The sequence below is a fragment of the Micromonospora sp. NPDC047793 genome, from assembly GCF_040642635.1.
Lineage (GTDB): Bacteria > Actinomycetota > Actinomycetes > Mycobacteriales > Micromonosporaceae > Micromonospora.
Genome location: NZ_JBEYSG010000002.1, coordinates 502988 through 522571 on the forward strand (window position 1 = coordinate 502988; position 19584 = coordinate 522571).

Annotated in this window: 23 protein-coding genes and 1 tRNA gene; 14 read left to right on the forward strand and 10 right to left on the reverse strand. The window is 73.6% G+C overall.

Going from position 1 to position 19584, the window contains the following annotated elements:
- Positions 1-18: 18 nt before the first annotated feature.
- From ABZ738_RS06665 to ABZ738_RS06685, 5 genes are all read left to right on the forward strand, one after another.
- Positions 19-888 (forward strand): SigE family RNA polymerase sigma factor, encoded by an 870-nt coding sequence (locus ABZ738_RS06665; RefSeq protein WP_357211580.1) that lies wholly within the window; start codon positions 19-21, stop codon positions 886-888.
- Positions 885-2162 carry a hypothetical protein gene (locus ABZ738_RS06670; RefSeq protein ID WP_357211583.1) on the forward strand — a complete coding sequence of 426 codons (1278 nt, stop codon included), beginning with the start codon at positions 885-887 and terminating at the stop codon, positions 2160-2162. The genes ABZ738_RS06665 and ABZ738_RS06670 overlap by 4 nt, the downstream gene beginning before the upstream one ends.
- Positions 2163-2186: 24 nt before the next feature.
- Entirely contained in the window at positions 2187-3047 is an 861-nt protein-coding gene (locus tag ABZ738_RS06675; protein ID WP_131052633.1) for a PHP domain-containing protein, read from the forward strand.
- Between the two features lie 40 nt (positions 3048-3087).
- The gene (locus ABZ738_RS06680) at positions 3088-3702 is read left to right on the forward strand and encodes a MarC family protein (protein ID WP_131052634.1); all 615 of its coding nucleotides are present in this window, start codon (positions 3088-3090) and stop codon (positions 3700-3702) included.
- Between the two features lie 76 nt (positions 3703-3778).
- Complete coding sequence (locus ABZ738_RS06685) at positions 3779-4714, forward strand: PD-(D/E)XK nuclease family protein (protein ID WP_131052635.1); 936 nt, start codon at positions 3779-3781, stop codon at positions 4712-4714.
- Between the two features lie 86 nt (positions 4715-4800).
- On the opposite strand, the gene ABZ738_RS06690 is transcribed toward ABZ738_RS06685, so the two are convergent.
- Both ABZ738_RS06690 and ABZ738_RS06695 read right to left on the reverse strand, forming a co-directional pair.
- A complete protein-coding gene (locus tag ABZ738_RS06690) occupies positions 4801-5658 on the reverse strand; it encodes an oxygenase MpaB family protein (RefSeq protein ID WP_131052636.1) in 858 nt (285 codons plus the stop codon).
- A gap of 31 nt (positions 5659-5689) precedes the next feature.
- Positions 5690-6118, reverse strand: a complete 429-nt coding sequence (locus ABZ738_RS06695; RefSeq protein ID WP_131052637.1) for a Fur family transcriptional regulator — start codon at positions 6116-6118, stop codon at positions 5690-5692.
- Positions 6119-6316: 198 nt separating this feature from the next.
- Between ABZ738_RS06695 and ABZ738_RS06700 the strand changes: the two genes are divergently transcribed.
- On the forward strand, positions 6317-6802 hold the full coding sequence (locus tag ABZ738_RS06700) for a DUF2231 domain-containing protein (protein WP_131052638.1): 486 nt from the start codon (positions 6317-6319) through the stop codon (positions 6800-6802).
- 13 nt (positions 6803-6815) lie between these two features.
- Here the strand turns inward: ABZ738_RS06700 and ABZ738_RS06705 are convergent, their stop codons facing one another.
- Positions 6816-7322 (reverse strand): hypothetical protein, encoded by a 507-nt coding sequence (locus ABZ738_RS06705; protein WP_131052639.1) that lies wholly within the window; start codon positions 7320-7322, stop codon positions 6816-6818.
- A gap of 137 nt (positions 7323-7459) precedes the next feature.
- On the opposite strand from ABZ738_RS06705, the gene ABZ738_RS06710 reads away from it, so the two are divergent.
- Complete coding sequence (locus ABZ738_RS06710) at positions 7460-7636, forward strand: hypothetical protein (protein ID WP_162854344.1); 177 nt, start codon at positions 7460-7462, stop codon at positions 7634-7636.
- 91 nt (positions 7637-7727) lie between these two features.
- Here ABZ738_RS06710 and ABZ738_RS06715 read toward each other — a convergent pair whose 3' ends face one another.
- On the reverse strand, positions 7728-8087 hold the full coding sequence (locus tag ABZ738_RS06715) for an FmdB family zinc ribbon protein (RefSeq protein WP_131052640.1): 360 nt from the start codon (positions 8085-8087) through the stop codon (positions 7728-7730).
- 61 nt (positions 8088-8148) lie between these two features.
- Entirely contained in the window at positions 8149-8778 is a 630-nt protein-coding gene (locus ABZ738_RS06720) for a 5-formyltetrahydrofolate cyclo-ligase (protein ID WP_357211590.1), read from the reverse strand.
- Between the two features lie 118 nt (positions 8779-8896).
- Between ABZ738_RS06720 and ABZ738_RS06725 the strand changes: the two genes are divergently transcribed.
- The 6 genes from ABZ738_RS06725 to ABZ738_RS06750 all read left to right on the forward strand — a co-directional run bounded on the left by ABZ738_RS06725 (position 8897) and on the right by ABZ738_RS06750 (position 15528).
- Positions 8897-11146 (forward strand): diguanylate cyclase, encoded by a 2250-nt coding sequence (locus ABZ738_RS06725; protein WP_162854345.1) that lies wholly within the window; start codon positions 8897-8899, stop codon positions 11144-11146.
- 9 nt (positions 11147-11155) lie between these two features.
- On the forward strand, positions 11156-12109 hold the full coding sequence (locus ABZ738_RS06730) for a UTP--glucose-1-phosphate uridylyltransferase (RefSeq protein WP_357211592.1): 954 nt from the start codon (positions 11156-11158) through the stop codon (positions 12107-12109).
- On the forward strand, positions 12106-13419 hold the full coding sequence (gene glp / locus ABZ738_RS06735) for a gephyrin-like molybdotransferase Glp (protein WP_131052643.1): 1314 nt from the start codon (positions 12106-12108) through the stop codon (positions 13417-13419). Before ABZ738_RS06730 ends, glp begins: the two co-directional genes overlap by 4 nt.
- Positions 13420-13449: 30 nt before the next feature.
- A complete protein-coding gene (locus tag ABZ738_RS06740; protein ID WP_131052644.1) occupies positions 13450-14091 on the forward strand; it encodes a GNAT family protein in 642 nt (213 codons plus the stop codon).
- A 179-nt stretch (positions 14092-14270) separates the two neighbouring features.
- Positions 14271-15179 carry a hypothetical protein gene (locus ABZ738_RS06745; protein ID WP_357211595.1) on the forward strand — a complete coding sequence of 303 codons (909 nt, stop codon included), beginning with the start codon at positions 14271-14273 and terminating at the stop codon, positions 15177-15179.
- Positions 15180-15451: 272 nt separating this feature from the next.
- Positions 15452-15528: transfer RNA gene (locus ABZ738_RS06750), tRNA-Ala, on the forward strand.
- Positions 15529-15927: 399 nt separating this feature from the next.
- Here ABZ738_RS06750 and ABZ738_RS06755 read toward each other — a convergent pair.
- The 3 genes from ABZ738_RS06755 to ABZ738_RS06765 are packed head-to-tail and all read right to left on the reverse strand — an operon-like array spanning position 15928 to position 17434.
- On the reverse strand, positions 15928-16335 hold the full coding sequence (locus ABZ738_RS06755; RefSeq protein WP_357211597.1) for an arsenate reductase ArsC: 408 nt from the start codon (positions 16333-16335) through the stop codon (positions 15928-15930).
- The gene (locus ABZ738_RS06760; protein WP_357211599.1) at positions 16332-17069 is read right to left on the reverse strand and encodes an aquaporin; all 738 of its coding nucleotides are present in this window, start codon (positions 17067-17069) and stop codon (positions 16332-16334) included. The genes ABZ738_RS06755 and ABZ738_RS06760 overlap by 4 nt, the downstream gene beginning before the upstream one ends.
- Complete coding sequence (locus ABZ738_RS06765; RefSeq protein ID WP_357211601.1) at positions 17066-17434, reverse strand: metalloregulator ArsR/SmtB family transcription factor; 369 nt, start codon at positions 17432-17434, stop codon at positions 17066-17068. The genes ABZ738_RS06760 and ABZ738_RS06765 overlap by 4 nt, the downstream gene beginning before the upstream one ends.
- A gap of 110 nt (positions 17435-17544) precedes the next feature.
- Between ABZ738_RS06765 and ABZ738_RS06770 the strand changes: the two genes are divergently transcribed.
- Complete coding sequence (locus tag ABZ738_RS06770; protein WP_357211603.1) at positions 17545-17994, forward strand: ArsI/CadI family heavy metal resistance metalloenzyme; 450 nt, start codon at positions 17545-17547, stop codon at positions 17992-17994.
- Positions 17995-18251: 257 nt separating this feature from the next.
- Here the strand turns inward: ABZ738_RS06770 and ABZ738_RS06775 are convergent, their stop codons facing one another.
- Together ABZ738_RS06775 and ABZ738_RS06780 are read right to left on the reverse strand one after the other, a co-directional pair.
- Positions 18252-18950 carry a phenylalanine--tRNA ligase beta subunit-related protein gene (locus ABZ738_RS06775; RefSeq protein WP_131056305.1) on the reverse strand — a complete coding sequence of 233 codons (699 nt, stop codon included), beginning with the start codon at positions 18948-18950 and terminating at the stop codon, positions 18252-18254.
- Positions 18951-18961: 11 nt separating this feature from the next.
- A complete protein-coding gene (locus ABZ738_RS06780; RefSeq protein ID WP_131056307.1) occupies positions 18962-19573 on the reverse strand; it encodes a LysE family translocator in 612 nt (203 codons plus the stop codon).
- Positions 19574-19584 lie beyond the last annotated feature (11 nt).

Consider the following 19584-nt stretch of genomic DNA (forward strand, 5'->3'; position numbering starts at 1 on the left):
TCAGTTCGGGGGTGGCGTGTGGGCGGTAGCAATCCGTTGGAGGACGAGTTCCGCGACTTCGTCACGGCCCGTTCCGCCGCGCTGCTGCGCACCGCGTACCTGCTCACCGGTGACTGGGGCACCGCCGAGGACCTGCTCCAGACCGCGCTGACCAAGACGTACCTGGCCTGGAAGCGCCTCGGTGGTATCGAGGCCATCGAGCCGTACGCCCGGCGCGTCATGGTCAACACGTCGACGAGTTGGTGGCGGCGCCGCTGGCACGGCGAGCGACCGACCGAGGTGCTGCCGGAGCGCGCCGCCGCCGACGCGATCGAGCAGCAACTCGACCGTGACGTGCTCTGGCGGCACCTGCGCGCACTGCCCGCCCGGCAGCGCGCGGTGCTGGTGCTGCGCTACTACGAGGACATGTCCGAGGCGCAGACCGCCGCCCTGCTGGAGATCTCGCCGGGCACCGTCAAGAGCCAGTCCTCCCGCGCCCTGGCCACCCTGCGACGGCGACTCGGCGCGGAGGAGGCGATCACCCTCCCCGGCGCACCGACGCCCCCGGCCTCATCAGCGGCCACACCCGCGCCGGCGGCCCGCCGGGCCGGTCGCCCGACCACCCGGTCCACGCCCACCACCAGGGCCACGCCCACCACCCGGTCCACGCCCACCACCAGGGCCACGCCCACCACCCGGTCCACGCCCACCACCAGGGCAACGCCCACCACCCGGTCCACGCCCACCGCCAGGCTCCGCCCGGCCGCCGGGTCCGACGTACCACCTCCGGCCGACGCGCCGCCTTCTACCGGCCGAGGAGACCCGCAGGTTCCGGCCCTACGACCCGGGTCACCGCCCGAGGCGGCGGCGCGGCAGCCGGACGACGCCCTGGTCGGAGAGCACCGGTGAACACCGTCTCCGGAGGTCGTGACAACCAGAGCGGGGCGCCGGAACGTCTCGTCAACATGTCGCAGGACGAGTTGGAGCGCGCCGTCCGGGAGACGTTCTCCCGGCAGGTGGCGACCCCGCGCGCCCCGCACGACCCGGCGGGTGCCGTGCTCCGCCGGGCCCACCGCATCCAACGTCGCCGCACGGTGGCCGGAATGAGCCTGGCCGCATCCGCGATCGTGCTGGTCAGCGTCGGTGCGATGCACCTACGCGACGACCACCCGCCGCCCGGCGGCACGGTCGTGATCGCGGATCCGTACCCGGCACCGGACACGTACCGCACCGTCCTCCCGTCGCCCGGCCCGCGCACCGAGACTCCGCTGGCCGAGGTCGATCTGCTGGTGAACCGGACGATCGCCACCGCGCAGGGCCGCCGGGTGACCCTGATCGGGATCGGTGCGGTGGAGCGCGCGCACCGTCTCACCGACGGGCGGGGCTGGCTGGCGGTCGGCGAACCGTCGCTGGCCGGGCGATCGCTCTGGGCGGTGGCGGCCGACGGGACCGCCCGGGTGCTGCTGGCGGGCGCCGACGAGATCGTCCTCGACCGGGACGGCCGGCAGGTCGCCTGGAAGCAGGACCGGGTGCTGGCCGCCGCCCGCATCGTGGACGGCGAACTGGCCGGCACCGTACGCGCCGACGCGCCGACCACGGCCGTACCGCTGCGGTTCGTCGACGGCGCGGTGCTGGTGCGACTCGACCCCGACCTTCCCGGGCACGTGCTCTGGCCGCTGCGGCCGGGCCCACTCGACGAGGGCACGGACCGGACCAGCCAGCGGATCTTCGGCGCACTGCCGGACGGACGCCTGGTCGGCGAGGTGTCCGCCGAGACGCCCGAGGACGCCTGCCTGACCCTGCTCGATCCGGTGGCCCTTCGCCCACCCGAGCCGCCGGCCTGCGGCCCCACGATCGAGGGAGCCGGCCTCGGTGCGGTCTCCCCGGACGGGCGGTGGCTGCTGGTCAACGGGCGCGTCGGCGAGCAGGACCGGGCGCTGCTGGTCGACCTGACCCGACTCGATTCGACCCGACTCGATCCGACCGTCCCGGTCCGGCCGGCCGGACCGGCGATGACCGGAGCGGTGTCCTGGAACCTGCCGGACGTGGCGCACTACGCCGACGCGACCGGTGCCCTGGTCCGGGTGGACGCCGAGCGGGTCCGCGCCGGTCGGTCCGCCGTCCGGGTCACCGTCCCCGGTCTGCGCGACGACGAGCCGCTGGTGGTGGTGACCGGTGGCTGACCGCCGGCCCGGTAGCGTCGGGCGATGACCCACCGGATCGACCTGCACACGCACTCCACGGCCAGCGACGGCACGCTCGCTCCCGCCGAGCTGGTCCGGGCCGCTGCCGAGGCCGGGCTGGACGTGGTGGCGATCACCGACCACGACACCACCGCCGGCTGGGCGCCGGCCCTGCGGGCGCTGCCGCCCGGACTGCGCCTGATCCGCGGTGCGGAGCTGTCCTGCCGGTGGTACGGCGAGCAGCCACCGATGTCGCTGCATCTGCTGGCGTACCTGTTCGACCCGGACCATCCGGAGCTGGTCGCCGAGCTGACCCGGATGCGGGCCGCCCGGCTGGCCCGTGGCGAACGGACCGTGGAACTGCTGCGTGCCGACGGTGTCGACGTGCGATGGCCGGAGATCCTCGCCACGGCGGGCGGTGGGACCGTCGGGCGACCACACATCGCCCAGGCGCTGATTCGGGCCGGGCTGGTCGCCACCACCAGTGCGGCGTTCGGACCGGAGTGGCTGGGCGAGCGGTACCGCCTGCCGAAGGAGGACATCGACGTCTTCCACGCGGTCCGGCTGGTCCGGGCGGCCGGCGGGGTGCCGGTCTTCGCCCACCCCCGCGCCAGTCGACGTGGCCCGGTCGTGCCGGACACGCTGATCGCCGAACTGGCGGCGATCGGCCTGGCCGGTCTGGAGGCCGACCACGAGGACCACTCGCCCGCCGAGCGGGCCCACGTCCGTGGACTCGCTGCCGACCTGGGCCTGCTGGTGACCGGGTCGTCGGACTTCCACGGCACGCACAAGACCGTCCGGCTCGGCGCCTTCACCACCGCGCCCGAGGCGTACGAGCGTCTCGTCGCCGCCGCGTCCGGGGTGACCGAGGTCGCTTCGGGCTGACCTCGCGTTCCGCCCCGCCGACCGCCGCTACGGTGACCGGGTGGATCTCAAGCTCTTCGGCGAGGTCTTCGTGACCCTGCTGGTGATCGTCGACCCGCCCGGCATGATGCCGATCTTCCTGGCGTTGACCGGTCCGCTGTCGGCCCGCGAGCGCAACCGGGCTGCCTGGCAGGCGGTCGCGCTGGCGCTCGGCGTGATCGTGGTCTTCGCGGTCGCCGGCCAGACCCTGCTCGCCTACCTGCACGTCGACCTGCCGGCGTTGCAGGCGGCCGGTGGGCTGCTGCTGATCCTGGTGGCGTTGGAGCTGCTCACCGGCAAGACCGACGACCCGACCAAGCAGGCCACCTCCAACATCGCCCTGGTGCCCCTGGGTACGCCGCTGCTGGCCGGTCCCGGCGCGATCGTGGCGACCATGCTCTTCGTCCAGCGGGCGGACCGGACGGCCGACTACACCGCCATCGCCGCCGCGATCGTCGCGGTGATGCTCGCGGTCTGGGTGGTGCTGCGCTTCTCCGGCGGGATCGTCAAGGTGCTACGCCCGGGCGGCATCGAGGTGCTCACCCGGATCGCCGGCCTGCTGCTGGCCGCGATCGCCGTGCAGCTCATCGCGGACGCGATCGCCGCGTTCGTGGCCCAGTACAGCGGCGCCGGTTGAGATCGGCCGGCCCTGTCGCCGGTCGCGCTGAGCGCCGCCGCTGCGACTGTCGGAGGTGGATGGCAGGATCGGGAACGTGCGACGAGCCTCCCCCGCAGGACGACCCGCCGCCGGTGGCCGTGCCCCCCGGCCCCGCGACGCGCAGCCCGAGCAGCTCGGATTCGAGGGCATGCCGGAGCGGCTGTTCGTCTGCACCCCGAGCAAACTCGGTGCGTACGCGGACTGTCCCCGGCGCTACCGCTACTCCTACGTCGACCGTCCCGCCCCGCCCAAGGGGCCGCCGTGGGCGCACAACTCCCTCGGCGCCAGCGTGCACACCGCCCTGAAGAACTGGTATGCGCTGCCCGTCGACCGGCGCCGCCCGGAGGTGCTGCCCACCCTGCTCAAGGGCACCTGGGTGCGGGACGGCTACCGCGACGACGCGCAGGAACGGGACGTCTACCGGCGGGCACTGGGTTGGCTGGAGACGTACGTCGGCGGGCTCGACCCGGCTGACGAGCCGCTCGGCGTGGAGCGGGTGGTGGCCACCAAGACCGGGGTGCTGGCGTTCAACGGGCGCACCGACCGGATCGACTCCCGACCCGGCCCGGACGGCCCCGAGCTGGTCATCGTCGACTACAAGACCGGCCGCACCGGGCTGGACGCCGACGACGCCCGGGGCTCGCAGGCGTTGGCGCTCTACGCGTACGCGGCCGAGCGGGTGTTCCGTCGCCCGTGCCGTCGGGTCGAACTGCACCACCTGCCCAGTGGCACGGTCGCCGCGCACGAGCACACCGTCGACTCGCTGGCCCGGCAGGTGACCCGGGCCGAGCAGACCGCCCAGGACATCATGGCCGCCGAGCGGTCGGTCACCGACGGCGGCGACCCGGACACCGCCTTCCCGACCACGCCCGGCCCGCGCTGCTCCTGGTGCGACTTCCGGCGTACCTGCCCGGCCGGTGCCGAGCAGCCGGGCAAGGAGCCCTGGGCGGCCGTCGACCGTCCCACCGCGCCGCCGGCCGAGCCGGGCTGAGCCCGCGCTGAGCCTGACTGAGCCGGAGCCGCGCCGAGCCGTCCCGCCAGGATCTCGCCGAGCGAGCCAGGGGAGCAGCCGTCCGGTCAGCCGGACAGGGCTGCCACCCGGGCCGCCCGTTCCTCGGCGGCGCGCCGCATCGGTCCTTCCCGCCAGTCGCGTGGCAGGGCGGTGAGGGCGAGCCGGAGCGCGCGTACCGTCACGTCCGCCGACAGGGCGGTGGTCGGCAGGCCCAGCCCGCCGTACAGTCGCCGGGCCCAGCCGGGCAGCAGCGCCAGCGCGGTGCCGGCCACGCCGAAGTACGCCCACCTCAGCGGCCCGAGGTTGAGCCCGAACCGGGCGGGCAGGCTGAGTTTCCACGGCAGCGGCGGCGCGGTCAGGAACAGGGCCGTCTCGGCGGCCTCCTTGGTCATGCGCAACTCCGGGCGAACCCGGCGGTAGTACTCGGCCACCTCGGCGGCGGTGCCCGGCACCGTCTCCGGATCCAGCCCGACCAGTGCGGCGGACCGGCGCTGCTCGGTGTAGTAGCCGTCCACCTCGGCGTCGTCCAGTGGTACGCCGGCCCGGCGCGCGGTGTCGAGGAACGACTCCACCTCGGTGACGTGCACCCAGCGCAGCAGGTCCGGCTCGTCGACCCGGAACCGCTCCCCGGTGGCCGGGTCGACGGCCGTCATCCGGGCGTGCAGCCGACGCAGCCGTAGCCCGGCCTCCTCCGCCTCGGCCGTGGTGCCGTAGACGGTGGTGCCGACGTAGTTGGCGGTGCGGATCAGCCGGCCCCAGGCGTCCCGGCGGTAGTTGCTGTTCTGGGCGACCCCGGCCATCGCCCGGGGGTGCAGTGCCTGGAGGTAGAGCGAGCGCAGCCCGGCGAGGAGCAGGATCGGCTCCGCGTGCAGTTTCCAGGTGACCGAGTCGGGACCGAACAGGCCGGTGTCAGTGGAATCCACCCACCAAGGGTGCCACGGCCTGCCGAAACGTTCAGGAGTCGGCGGAGCGGCGGGCCTGGCAACCGGGACAGAGCCCCCAGAAGGTGACTTCCGCCTCGTCGACGTGGAAGCCGACCGCGACCCGCGGATCCAGGCAGGGGGCCTCGCCGACGGCGCAGTCCACGTCGGCGATCTCGCCGCAGCCACGGCACACCATGTGGTGGTGGTTGTCACCGACCCGGGCCTCGTAACGGGCGGGACCGCCGGCCGGTGCGATCCGGCGGGACAGCCCGGCGCGGGAGAGCGCCCCCAGCACGTCGTAGACCGCCTGCGTGGAGACCGAGTCGATCCGCTCGCGTACCCGTCGGGTGATCTCGTCGACGTCCAGGTGACCGCCGTCCGCCAACACGTCGAGTACGGCGAGGCGTGGCCGGGTGACCCGCAGGCCGTGCGACCGCAGCAGATCCTCACCCCTGGACATGTGTCAATGACAGCACGCTCGCACCGACCGGACAACAGACCGGCGGGTTCGGTGGCTCGGGCCACAACCAGCCCCTTCCGGGTGACGTGTCGGTGAACCCTGGGCGCCGATGGGCCGTGTCAAGCAGAAGCGCACTGGGCGGGGCCCACCCCGGTCCGTACGCTGACAGGTCACGATCACCTACCGCCGGAGGTGCGGATGTTCGAGAAGGCGCTGGGCCTGCCCATGCACGTGCTCGTCGTGCATGCGGTCGTGGTCTTCGTACCACTGCTGGTGTTGCTCGCCGCCGCGTACATCGCGCTGCCGAGATTCCGTTCCCGCCTGGACTGGGCGGTGGCGGTCCTCGCGATCGCCGCGCCGATCACGGCGTTCGTCGGCAAGCAGTCCGGCGAGGCCCTGCAGGAACGGCAGATCGCCAGAGGCTTCTCCGGCGAGATCATCGACCAGATGAACGCGCACGCCGCCTACGGTGACGTGCTGTTCCTGATCACGCTGGGTCTCGCCGTGGTGACGATCCTGCTGCTGGTCGCGACCAGCAGCCACCCCCGGGCGCCGAAGCTGCCGACCTGGTCGACGCCGGTGCTGTCGGTGCTGGTGATCGGGGCGGGTGTGGCCGCGCTCGTCTACGTCTGGCTCACCGGTCACTCGGGTTCCGAGATGGTCTGGGGCAACACCTTCGACTGACGGCCCGCCTCGTTCAGAGGAACGCCCGCGAGCAGAGCAGGCAGACCACCACCACGAGGACGGCGCCCGCGATCCCGCCGATCACCCAGGTCACCCGCTGCGCCCGCTGCTCCTGCGTGTCCAGCGCCGTCATGTCCTGTGCCGGTAGCCGCCGTGGCGGTGCCGCCTGGAGATGCACCGGCGGACGCCATCCGGGCGGCGGCGCGGTGGTGGGCGGTGGCCCGCCGTACCCGGCCGGTCGGTGACCACCCGGGGAGCCGGCGCCCGGACCGGTCGCGACGTCGTCGGCGGGGGCCGTCGGCGGACGCCAGGGATCGTCGGACGCGGGTCGGCGTGGCACGGGGGCGCCCGGTGCGGGCAACCCGCCGGCACCGGGTGGGGACTCCGGCCGGGGGTCGGGCGGGGACTCCGGCCGGGCACGGGTGGCGGACTCCGCACCGGTGTCGGGCGTGGGCCCGTCCCCGGTGACGGGCCGGCGCCAGGGATCGTCGGAGGCCGGGCCGGGGTGGGGCGTCGTCACGCCGTCCGACGCTACCAACGACCGGTGTGCCACGCCGTCGGCCGCGCCGTGACCCCGTACGCCGTGCTCGTTCAGCCCGCACAGTCCGTGGTCGGCGGTTCGGGAGCGGTCCGGTGGTTGCGTTAGCCTTGGCGCTCGTGACGAGTGGGAATCCCGGTGGGCGGCGCGACGACGATCGCGCGGTCGACCTGAGCGACGACGACTTCGTGGTGCTGCCGGAACAGAGCGCCGACGACACCGATCGCGGGTGGGGCGAGCGGACCGGCGGCAACGACGACCGGCTGCTCGCCGAACGCCCGCCGCACTGGGACTGAAACGCCCTGCCGAGCCGGGACCGCGCCGGGCCGTCGCCCGGCGACCGTCGCGATCGACGAGGCGGGCGACGCGTACCCGGTCGGGGCCCGGTCAGGGGGTGCTGGCCGCCGCCGGAGCCTTGCTCGTGCCGCCGCCGGAGGAGTTGCCCGACGAGCCGGTGCTGCCACCCGACGTGCTGCTCGACGAGGAGGTCGAGCCGGTCGAGGAGGACGACGACTCGGACGTACCCGACTTGCTCGGGCTCGACGTGGTGTCGGTGCTCGCCGAGCCGTTCGAGCGGGAGTCGGTGCGGTAGAAACCGGAGCCCTTGAAGACGATGCCGACGGAGTTGAAGACCTTCCGCAGCCGCCCCTCGCACGCCGGGCAGTCGGTCAGCGGCTCGTCGGAGAAGGACTGCACCGCCTCGAGCTGGTGACCGCACGTGGTGCAGGCGTACTGGTACGTGGGCACGTTCTCCTCCGGGTCTGACACGGCCGGTTGGCACTCGACGTATTCGAGTGCCAATGGTGCGTCATCGGGGGCCGGTTCGTCCAGCGGAAGTGTGTGGCGCGACACCCGAGAGCGGGAGCAGGCCGCCGCTCGGGGTGAGCGCCGCGCGTACCGGACGGTCGTGGGGCTCGGCCGGGACCTCGTCGAGCAGCTCGCCGTCGTACAGCGGCGTCACCGTGAGGGCGGTCGCCGGCACCCGGGCCAGCGCCCGATCGTACGAGCCGCCACCCCGACCCAGGCGTACGCCCCGGCGGTCGACGGCCAGGGCGGGCACCACGACCACTTCGGCCGTGGCGATCGCGTCGAGACCCAGCCGAGGGGTGTCCGGCTCGCGGATGCCCCGACCGGCGGCGACCATCGCGTCGGCTCCCGCCCAGCGGGCCCAGTCCAGGTCCAGGTCGTCGCGGAGCACCGGCAGCAGCAGCTCGGCGCCGGGCGGCAACGCGTCGGCGAGCACCGCCGGCAGGTCCGGGCCGCCCGGCTCACCGCCCGCCGGCGCGTACGCGGCCACCCGGGTCGGCCGTAGTCGGCGTACCAGGTCGACGAGTGCGGCCTGGACGGCTCCGGCGGCGCTCTCCCGCGCGGCGGCGGTGTACGCCCGACGGCGGGCCAGCAGCGTCACCCGTGCCGCCCGCTTCGCGTCATGCGTCACTTCCGCTCCTTCCGCAAATTCAGGCACGCAACACCCCTCACGCAACGCCTTTCCCGCCGTTGCTCTGTGTCAGCATCGCAGGCGACGGTCGCGCAACTTCCGGGGGGAAGGTGAGGCGTTGACGCTACGGGGGCGGTTGACCGCGTCGTTCCTGGCCGTGGCGTTCGGCCCGGTCCTGCTCGGTGCCGTCTTCGTCGCCTCCACCGTGGCGACCATGGACCGCAGCCGCGCCACCGAGCGGCTCGCGGTGGCCGCCACCGCCGTGCGCACCTCGATCGACGCGCTCTGCCAGCAACTCCGTGCCGCCGCGGACGCGGTCGCCCTCACCGCCGACCGGCCGGGTGCCGCCAGCCAGGTGGTCAGCCGGGGCCTGGCCTCGGCGGTGCTGGTCACCGACGTGACCGGCCGGGTCAGCTTCGCCACCCCGGACGCCCCACCGGCGCCCTGGCGGGACTGCGGCCCAGCGGAGCCGCCCGTGATCGGTCTCGGCGCGGTCTCCGCCGGGCCGGTCGGTGCGCTCGCCGTCCGGGTGGAAATGCGCGACCCGACCGGAACGGCGCTCGGCACCGTCTCCGCCGCCCAGCCGGTCGACCCCCGGTTCGTGGCGCGTCTCGCGGCGGTGACCGGCGTCGCGGTGACCCTGCTCGACGGCGGCGGCGTACCGCACGTCGCGCACACCACGGAGTCGGCGAACGGCCGGGACGAGGTGGTCGCCGCCGCCGCGTCGCTGCGCGGTGAGCGGGTGACCGGCACGCCGGACGGCCGGTACCTGCGCCGGGCCGGCCCGACCACCGGCCAGCCGCTGCACCTGGTGCTCTCGGTGCCCAGCGACCAGCCACCCGGGCTGCACGCCGTGCTGGTCGGCGTGGTGCTGCTCGCCGCCCTGCTGGGGGTGGCCGCCGCCTGGCGACTGGCGCGGGTGACCACCCGCCCGCTGGTGGAACTGGCCGGTGCGGTGGACCGGGTGGCAGCCGGTGACCTGACCGCCCGGGTGCCGGTACGCAGTGACGACGAGGTCGGCCGCCTCGCCGCCGCGTTCAACCGGATGGCCCAGGAGACCGGTGGCTATCTGGCGGCGTTGGCCAGCAGCCGCGACCAGCTACGCGGGCACCTCGCGGTGCTGGGCGACACCCTGGCCAGTACGCACGACCTGCAACGGATCCTGCGGGTGATCCTGCGCAGCGCGCTCGCCGCGACCGGCGCCCGGGCCGGTGCGGTGCTGCTCACCGAGCCCGGCGGCGTGCTGGTCGCCCAGTGCTCCGAGGGGCTCGACGGGTACTGGCCCGGCACCGGGTCGGTGCCGGTGGGCAGCGGTCTGCTGGGCGAGGTCGCGGCGACCGGCCGACCCTGCCGGGGACGGGTGGACCCGGCCGACACCGACGGCGAACCGCCCTGCCGGACGTACGTCGCGGTGCCGTTCACCACGCCCGAGGCGACCGTGCGCGCCGAACCCGGCCCGGGGTGCGACGCCGCGACCGCCGGAACCCGGCCGGACGCGCCGGAGACAGTGCTCGGCGTGCTCGCCCTCTACGACCGACCGGGCGGAGCCGAGTTCGACGACGACGACCTGGCGACGCTGCGCACCTTCGCCGGGCACGCGGCGGTGGCGGTGGAGAACGTCCGCGTCCACGAGGAGGCGCAGCGGCTCTCGCTCACCGACCCGCTGACCGGGCTGTGGAACTACCGCTACCTGCGCGAGTCGGTGCGTCGCGAGGTGGAACGGGCCAGCCGGTTCGGTCGGACGGTCAGCGTCCTCGTGCTGGACCTGGACCGGTTCAAGCGGATCAACGACACGTACGGGCACCCGGCCGGGGACACCGTGCTGGCCGAGTTCGCCCGACGCGTACGGGGCGAGATCCGCGAGGTGGACCTCGCCTTCCGGCAGGGCGGGGAGGAGTTCGTGGTGCTGCTGCCGGAGACCGACGCCCGGGGCGCGACCATCGTCGCCGAGCGGCTCGCCACGGCCGTCCGGGACAGCCCGGTCTCCGTGGCGGGGCACGCCGGGGTGCCGGACCACGTCCCGGTGACGGTATCGATCGGGATCGCCGTCTTTCCGGACCACGCCGACACCGGACCGCAGGTGCTCCAGGCGGCCGACGAGGCGCTGTACGCCGCCAAGTCGGGTGGCCGGGACACCTGGCGGCTGGCTCCCGCCCGCGAGGCGTCCGCCACCCGGGAGCTACCGGTGCTGGTGGCGACCCGTAGCCCGCGGGACGGTCTGCCCCGGGCCGGACCCGAGGGCGATCCGGGCGAACCGACCACCGGCGACGAACCGGCCGGGGCCGGTTCCGCCGGGACCGGCAGAACTGCCCCGGCGGGCGGCGCGTCTTCCGGTCCTCACCCGCCGCGTCACGGCCCCGGCCGATAGTCTCGCGACATGTCGGAGCACTCAGCGAACCCCTCAGCGACCGCCGCCACCGGTCGTCCCCGTGCCGTCAAGGCCGTCATCCCGGCCGCCGGCCTGGCCACCCGGTTCCTGCCGGCGACCAAGGCGGTACCCAAGGAGCTGCTACCGGTCGTCGACCGCCCCGTGTTGCAGTACATCGTCGAGGAGGCCGCCCAGGCCGGTATCGGCGACGTGCTCCTGATCACCGGGCGCGGCAAGACATCGATGGTCGATCACTTCGATCGCCGCCCCGAACTGGAGGAGCGGCTCGCGGAGAAGCCCGAGCTGCTGGCCGCCGTCAAGCGCACCGAGGAACTGGCCGCCATCTACACCTGCCGGCAGCCCGAGCAGCTCGGCCTCGGCCACGCCGTCGGGTACGCCGAGTCGCACGTCGGCGACGAGCCCTTCGCGGTGATGCTCGGCGACGAGTTCGTCAACCTCTCCGAGCCGCTGCTGCCGGCCATGTTGGAGCTGCAGTCCCGTACCGGTGGCGTGGTGCTCGCCTTCTTCGAGGTCGACCCGGCGGAGACCACGCGCTACGGCATCGCCTCGGTCGAGCCCGCCGAGTCCGAGCTGACCGACATCGGCGAGGTCGTCCGGGTCACCGGCATGGTGGAGAAGCCCAAGCCGGAGGACGCCCCGAGCAACCTGGCCGTGCTCGGCAGGTACGTCCTGCCGGGCAGGATCTTCGACGCGATCCGGCGTACCGAGCCCGGCAGCGGCGGCGAGATCCAACTCACCGACGCCATGGAGCTGCTGCGGACCGAGGGCACTCCGGTGCACGCGATCGTCTACCGCGGCACCCGCTACGACACCGGTATGCCGCTGGGCTACCTGCAGACCGTCGTCCAGATCGCCGCCGAACGCGAGGACCTGGGCAGCGAGTTCCGCAAGTGGCTGACCGAGTTCGTCAACTCCGACGCGTCGGGCGGTCCGAATACATGACCGCGACGGCCGACGCCGAGGCGGCCGAAAACGGGTTGACGCCGCTCGCCGACTACCTGGGCAGTGTGCTGCGCAGGTTACGTGCGCTGCCTCCGCTCGACCTCGACCTCACCCAGGCGCACGGCAACGTCCTCGCCGAGGACGTCGTCGCTCCGCACTCGTTCCCGGCCTTCGACCAGGCGGCCGTGGACGGGTACGCCGCGCGCTGGGAGGACATCGCCGGCGGGACCCGGGGCGTGGGATACGTCCCGGCCCAGTCCGGCCGTCCGGGTGGTCGCACGATACGCCTCAACGTGGTCGGTGACCTCGGCGCGGCCAGTTGGCGGCCGGTCCGCCTCACCCCCGGCTCGTGCTTCTCGGTGGCCGCCGGAGCGCCACTCCCGGTCGCCGCCGACGTGGTCGTCCCGGTCGAGTGGACCGACCAGGGCATGGCCGCGGTGGAGATCTTCCGCGCCCCGAAGCGGGGCTACGGCGTACGCCGGGCCGGTGAGGAGGTGGCCGCCGGCACGATGCTCGCCCGCGCCGGCACGTACGTCTCACCGGCGCTGGTCGCGGTCCTCGCCGCCACCGGCATCGGGCACGTGGTGGTCCGCCCCAGCCCCCGGGTGGTGATCGTGGCCACCGGCGACGAACTGGTGGACGTCGGCCGGGGCAGCCAGCCCGGCCAGGTGGTGGACGCCAACTCGCACGCGTTGACCGCGGCGGCGGCGGAGGCGGGTGCCCTGGCGTACCGGGTGGGCATCTGCGACGACGACCCGGAGGGGCTGCGCGGCCTGCTGGAGGACCAGACCCTGCGGGCCGACCTGATCATCACCACCGGCGGCACCGGCACCGGCCCCGGCGACATGGTCCGCCGCATCCTGTCCCGGCGGGAGGGCAGCCGCGCCGGACCGGTCACCTTCACCGACGTGGCGCTCTATCCGGGCACCGCGCTCGGCTTCGGCACCGTCGGCGCCGAGGAGGTGCCGGTGGTGTGTCTGCCCGGCGACCCCGGTGCCGCGATGATCGGTTTCGAGGTGCTGGCCCGTCCCGCGATCAACCTGCTGGCCGGCGCCGAACCGGTGTTCCGCCCCAGCGTGCGGGCGCACCTGCTGGAGACGGTCTCCTCGCCGGTGGGTCTGCGCGAGTTCCGGCCCGCGCACGTCGCCGAGCGACGGGGTGGGGGTTACACTGTCCAACCGCTCAACGGCGGTCCGTTCACCCTCTCCGGTCTGGCGGAGGCGAACGGACTTCTCGTTCTCGGTGAGCGGGTCACCGCCGCCGCTGCCGGCTCCACCGTGGACGTGCTGCTGCTCGACCGTCGACGGTGAATCCGGGTGACGCTCGGGAGTGGAGGAGTGGTGCGGTTCCGACGGGCTCCCGGCTGGCCGGTGGTGCTCTCCGACGGTCCGGTGCTGCTGCGACCGTACCGACGCTCCGACGCGGCGGCCTGGTCCGAGGTGCGCTGCGCCAACCGGGAGTGGCTGGCCCCGTGGGAGTCCACGCCGGCCGGTGGCTGGACCGAACTGAACTCGCCGGCCACCTTCCGCTGGGTGTACCGCGACCAGCGGCGGTCGGCGCGTACCGGCGAGGGCATGCCGTTCGCGGTCTGCCTCTATGCCGACGGCCTGGAACGTCTGGTCGGGCACATCAACATCGGCAGCATCGTGCGTCGGGCGTTCTGCTCCGGCTACGTCGGGTACTGGGTGGACCGTCGGGTCGCCGGTCAGGGCGTGATCCCGACCGCGATGGCGCTCGCCGTCGACCACGCCTTCGGCCCGGGTGGACTGCACCGGGTGGAGGTCAACATCCGGCCGGAGAACGGGCCGTCGCGTCGCGTGGTGGAGAAGCTCGGCTTCCGCGAGGAGGCGTACCACGCGCGCTACATGCACATCGACGGTGCGTGGCGGGACCACATCGGGTACGCGATGACGAGCGAGGAGATCGCCGCCGAGGGCGGGCTGCTGGCCCGTTGGCACCGGCTGCGCGCCCGTACGCCGTGAGCCGTCCCACGTGCGGAATCGGCGCGGCGCGGTGGTTCCGGCCAGCCTGACCCGTAACCTCAGGTAACTGCAAGCTGCGGCAGGCGCTGCCCGCTCCGCATGATTCACGTCGCCGACGCCGATCGGTGAAAGATCCTGCGGCCGGTCGGCGGTTGCTCCGAATCTTGGTGACGGGAGGGGTGAGGGTGCCGACCTCGGTGCTCCTCGCCGTCCTCGCCGCCGCCGGTCTGCTCGCTCTCGCTCCGGCGCTGGTTCGCCGGTACGACGCCGCCGAGCGGTTGGTGGCGGAGCGGGCGCAGTCGACGGCGCGGGTGCTCCAGCGCCGCCGACGACGCCGCACTGTCCCCGGCCGCCGACCGGTCAACCCGTCGCGCGCCCTCGTCGTCACCCTCAGCGAGAACCCCAGCTCGGGCCAGCTCGCCGCCCCGGTCTCCGGCCCACCCGCACCTCGCACCGGTGACTCCCCGCGCGGCTCCGCATCGGCCCGCTCCGGCGGTGCGGCTGCGGGCGATCCGGCGTCGACCGGTTCCGGCGCCGCCGACAGCGCTCCCGCGTCGCGTCGGTCCGGCCGTCCGAGTCGGCTGCGCTCCGTCACGCCGGCCGGGAGCCGTCCACGCCGCCGCGCCGACCGCCGACGCCCGCACACCCCCGCCGTCTACCGCCGCCGTCGGGTCCTCGCCGCCCTGGTGCTGCTCAACGCCGTCGAACTGGTCGGCGTCCTGGTGGTCGGCCCCGGCTTCTGGATCAGCTTCGCGGTCACCGGCACCCTGCTCATCGTGTACGTCGTCCACCTGCGCGCCCGCGCCCTCGCCGACCGCCGTCGACGGCGTGCCCGGGCCCGCGAGGCCGCCTGGCTGGCCGCCCGGCAGGCCGAGGTGCGCCGCGAACAGGCACGCCGCGCCGCCGCTCGCCGGGAGGCCCAGCGTCGCCTGGCCGCCCAGCGGGAGTCCGTCCGGCGTTCCGCCATGGGCCTGGATCGCCCCGCCGACCTGCCGCAGGTCGCCAGCGGCGGCTCGGTCTCCTACCGCCGCGCCGGTGGCCTGCGTGGTCGCCCCTACGAGGCCGGCCGCGGCTCGCACAGCGCCTGACCTCCTGTCCGAGGGCTCGCCACCCCGTGCAGGGTGGAGGCTGGTCGCCAGGCAGCAGTTTCACGGTTGTTGCTGCCTCGGCGGTGGGTGAAGGCGGCAATATCGGGGATTCTGCTGCCTCGTGGGGGCCGAGGAGCCAGGTGTCCGGGGTGTGGCGATCTTGGGGCGTCGAGCGGGCGGGGCGGTTCGCGGCGAAGGCGGTCGACCTGTTAGCCTTGTCGCCGGCCCGCCTGGTGAAAGCCGGGTGGGACCGAAGCCGGTAAAACGGCGGAGGGGCTGTGGCGCAGACTGGTAGCGCACCTCGTTCGCATCGAGGGGGTCAGGGGTTCAAATCCCCTCAGCTCCACCAGCAACATCAATGGCCAGCGGAAACGCTGGCCATTGATCATTTGGCGCAGATCCGGCACAACTCAGCCCGGAAGCGCCGACCCCGAGCGGTTCCCCGCACCCTTCCGAAGCGCCGTGCTGACCATGTTGCGGCGCCCTGCGGCCCGCCGCCGTACCACGCCGGGACGCGCGTGCGGCCGGGCGGCCGGTCACGCCCCGGCGCGCACGGCGCAGCCATGGAGCAGGAACGGAGACAGCCGGGGCGTCAGCCGCAGGCTCGTGGCCCCGGACGAGTCCTCAGGGGCCACGGACGGGTCACCCGAGAGCCGCTGTGGCGGTGTCCGCGGGTGCCGGTCGATGACCCGAAAGCCGAGTCCGATCCCGGGCACCCTCAGGGAGACCGGGAGGTGCGGGTGGGTTGTCAGTTCTCCGGCTGGATGCTGGCGAGCAGTTCGGTGATGTGGGTCTTGATGTGGTCGCGGACGTTGCGGACGACGTCGAGGGGTTGGCCGGCGGGGTCGGTGAGTTTCCAGTCTTCGTAGCGTTTGCCGGGGAAGACGGGGCAGGCGTCGCCGCAGCCCATGGTGACGATGATGTCGCTGGTTTGGGCGGTGTCCCAGGTGAGTCGGGTCGGGGTCTGGTCGGTGATGTCGATGCCGACTTCCCGCATGGCTTCGACGGCGGTGGGATTGATCTGGTCGGTGGGCGCGCTGCCGGCGGAGCGGACCTCGACGGTGTCCCCTGCGAGGTGGCGGAGCCAGGCGGCGGCCATCTGGGAGCGGCCGGCGTTGTGGACGCAGACGAACAGGACGCTGGGCTTGTCGGTCATCGAGCTGCGCTTTCTCGGGTGGGGTGGGGCACGACCACCGCGTCGGCGGCGTGCCCGGCGTGGGGGTACCAGGCGGCGAGGGCGGCGACGGCCACCAGGCCGCCGAGGAGCTGGGCGGCGACGAAGCCGGGCACGGAGGCGGGGGCGATGCCCGCGAAGGTGTCGGTGAAGGCCCGGCCGATGGTGACCGCCGGGTTGGCGAAGGAGGTCGAGGAGGTGAACCAGTAGGCCGATCCGATGTAGGCGCCGACGGCGGCCGGGGCCACGGTGGTGTTGCCGGAGCGGGCGAGGGCGAAGACCAGGAGGACCAGCCCGGCGGTGGCGACCATCTCGGCCAGCCACAGATTTCCGCCGGTGCGGTCGGTGTGGGACCAGGTGACCGGCGGGAGCCCGAACATGAGGGCGGCCAGAACCGCCCCGGCGACGGCCCCGGTGACCTGCGCGCAGACGTAGGCGGCCAGGTCCCGGAGAGTCAGACCGGTCCCGGACCGGCGGCCGAGCCACCAGTCGACGGCCGAGACGACCGGATTGAGGTGCGCGCCCGACACGGGGCCGAACATCAGGATCAACGCGCCCAGAGCGAGGGCGGTGGCGACCGCGTTCTGCAGGAGCTGGAGGCCCACATCTGTCGGGGAGAGCCGGGTGGCGGCGATCCCGGAGCCGACGACGGCGGTGACCAGCAGGGCCGTGCCGGTGAACTCTGCGCTTGCCCGGCGGGTCAGCGCGAGGCTCACCCGGTGACCCGGGGGGCCGTGGGGATGTCCAGCAGTGCGCCGAGCTGGCGGAGAGCTTCCGGTCGGACCTGGTACCAGACCCAGGTGCCCCGCCGCTCGGAGTCCACCAGGCCAGCGTCCCGCAGCACCCGCAGATGGTGGGAGATGGTGGGTCCGGACAGGTCGAACGCCGGGGTCAGGTCACAGACGCAGATCTCCGGCACCGAGGCGATCATCGACATCAGCCGGAGTCGGACCGGGTCGCCCAGGGCCTTGAACATCGGGGCGACCACCGCCGCCTGGTCGTCGTCCATCGGACGGGCCGCGATCGGGGCGCAGCAGGCCACCGCGTTCAGGTCGACCACCGGCACGGCTTGTTTCGACATGCGTCTAGGTTGACAGATTTCAAAACAAGAGGCAACGTGGGGGCTGATTCGAAAATCATCTAGGCAGGACGGGTCGCGGTGATCGTGGCCCTGCCGAGAGGAGACAGCCCATGTCCCGCGTTCAACTTGCCCTGCGCGTGTCCGACCTCGAAGGCTCCGTGGCCTTCTACGCGAAGCTGTTCGGTGTCGACCCGGCCAAGCGCCGCCCCGGCTACGCCAACTTCGCCGTCCAGGACCCGCCGTTGAAGCTCGTGCTCCTGGCGGGCGAGCCCGGCCAGCCGACCGTGCTGGACCACCTGGGCGTCGAGGTCTCCACCACCGAAGAGGTCAACGCCGCCACCCGGCGCCTCACCGAATCCGGCCTGATCACCCTGGAGGAGAACAGCACCGAATGCTGCTACGCCCTCCAGGACAAGGTCTGGGTGCGTGGCCCCGGTGACGAACCCTGGGAGGTCTACACCGTCAAGGCCGACTCCGACCACCTGGAGAAGACCACCGCGAGCGCCTGCGACACCCCCGCCGCCGACAAGCAGCCCGCCACCACCGGCACCTGCTGCTGACCGCACCCGACCACAGCGGCAGACGTCCCGCCCGCAACGCCCGGACTCTCGCGAGACAGTACGAGCCGGGCGGCGGGCGGGACGGTGGCAAACACGGTGACCGGATGGTCGGCGGTCGGCGGGGTGGCAGCGGTGGGTGATATCGGATGGTCTTGTGATCCTCCGGCAGATGGTCTCCGCCGGAGCGCTGCTGCCACACCTGGTCGGCCACTGTGGGCGAGACCGCCTGATCAGGCCGACCACGCCCGCCCGCTGCGTCACGTCATGCACCGGAAATCCGGGGCGGTCGATGTCAGCAGGGCCGTCCTCGCGGGCACTTTCCACGCCCGGTCCAGTTCGGCGGCGAGTGTGCCCAGCAGACGCGGTACGTCCGTGGCGGCCGAGTCGTGCATCGCCTCGACGACGACCAGCACGGTGGAGGTCTCCTCGCGCACCGCCGACCAGCCGCTCTGTCTGTTGGTCCAGCGTCGGGCGTGGGCCCGTCCGTGCGGGTCGGCGAAGATCACCTCACCGGGGTCGGGCCGCTCCTCGGCCCCGCCCAAGGTCAGGTAGCGCTCGTCGCCCCGGGCGTGCCGAACCTCGATGCCACCGCCGACGCGATCGACGTCGAGGATTCCGACCGGGATCGCGTACGCGGCCGAGACGGCGTTGCCGAGGTCGACGAGCGGGTGCACCCGGGGCAGGTCACCGGTGGTACGCAGCCGCCGCAGCAGGGACTCCGACGCACAGCGGTACCTGGTCGGCGCCAGCCCCATCCGGGCGAATGCCCGACGCCACGCCTGGATCTCCGCAAGACCCGCTTCGCTGCCGGCGGCGAGCCGCTGCCGGGCCTGCGCCAGCAGGTCGGCCAGCGGCAGTTCGGCTCGCGGCTCACCGGAGACGCCCTCGGCGTACAGCACGCCGGCGACCAGTGGCGGATGCTCGGCCCGGACCTCGGGAGAGTGCTGGAAGTACACGCCTCGACTCCTCACGCCTCGGCGCGGGCCAGCAGCAGGCCCAGCGCCAGGAACGACCCGGCGAAGCACCGGCGCAACCAGTCGGCCACCCGGGGGCGGTCGAGCACGCGTCGGCGTACGGCGGCGGCTCCCAGGCCATAGCCGACGAAGACCACCAGCGTGGTGGCGGTGAACACCGCGCCGAGCCCGAGCATCCGGCCGAGGGCTCCCGGCGTCTCCGGGTGGACGAACTGCGGCAGGAACGCCACAAAGAAGATCGTCAACTTCGGATTGAGCAGGTTCATCAGCACCGCCGAGACGATGACCTTGCCCGCCGGACGGGTGGGGGAGGTGTCGTCCACGGTGATCGCACCCCGGTCCCGCAGCGTGGCGAAGGCGAGCCAGAGCAGGTAGCCCACGCCCAGGTACTTGACCAGGTCGAAGGCGAGCGCGCTGGAGTGCAGCAGCGCGGCGAGCCCGGTCACGGCCGCCACCAGGTGCGGGACGGTGCCCAGGGTGCCGCCCAGCGCGGCGACCAGGGCGGCCCGGCGCCCACCGGTCAACCCGGCGGAGAGTGTGAACAGCACCCCGGCGCCCGGGGTGACGACCACGACGAGCGTGGTCAACAGGAACGCGATGGTCACGAGGTTGCTCC

Bases quoted from the DNA above. Each gene is read 5' to 3' on its own strand.
- glp (WP_131052643.1), top strand. From the start codon at position 12,106: ATGACCGCGACGGCCGACGCCGAGGCGGCCGAAAACGGGTTGACGCCG.
- ABZ738_RS06765 (WP_357211601.1), bottom strand. From the start codon at position 17,434: ATGTCGAAACAAGCCGTGCCGGTGGTCGACCTGAACGCGGTGGCCTGC.
- ABZ738_RS06675 (WP_131052633.1), top strand. From the start codon at position 2,187: ATGACCCACCGGATCGACCTGCACACGCACTCCACGGCCAGCGACGGC.
- ABZ738_RS06770 (WP_357211603.1), top strand. From the start codon at position 17,545: ATGTCCCGCGTTCAACTTGCCCTGCGCGTGTCCGACCTCGAAGGCTCC.
- ABZ738_RS06695 (WP_131052637.1), bottom strand. From the start codon at position 6,118: ATGTCCAGGGGTGAGGATCTGCTGCGGTCGCACGGCCTGCGGGTCACC.
- ABZ738_RS06755 (WP_357211597.1), bottom strand. From the start codon at position 16,335: ATGACCGACAAGCCCAGCGTCCTGTTCGTCTGCGTCCACAACGCCGGC.
- ABZ738_RS06730 (WP_357211592.1), top strand. From the start codon at position 11,156: ATGTCGGAGCACTCAGCGAACCCCTCAGCGACCGCCGCCACCGGTCGT.
- ABZ738_RS06700 (WP_131052638.1), top strand. From the start codon at position 6,317: ATGTTCGAGAAGGCGCTGGGCCTGCCCATGCACGTGCTCGTCGTGCAT.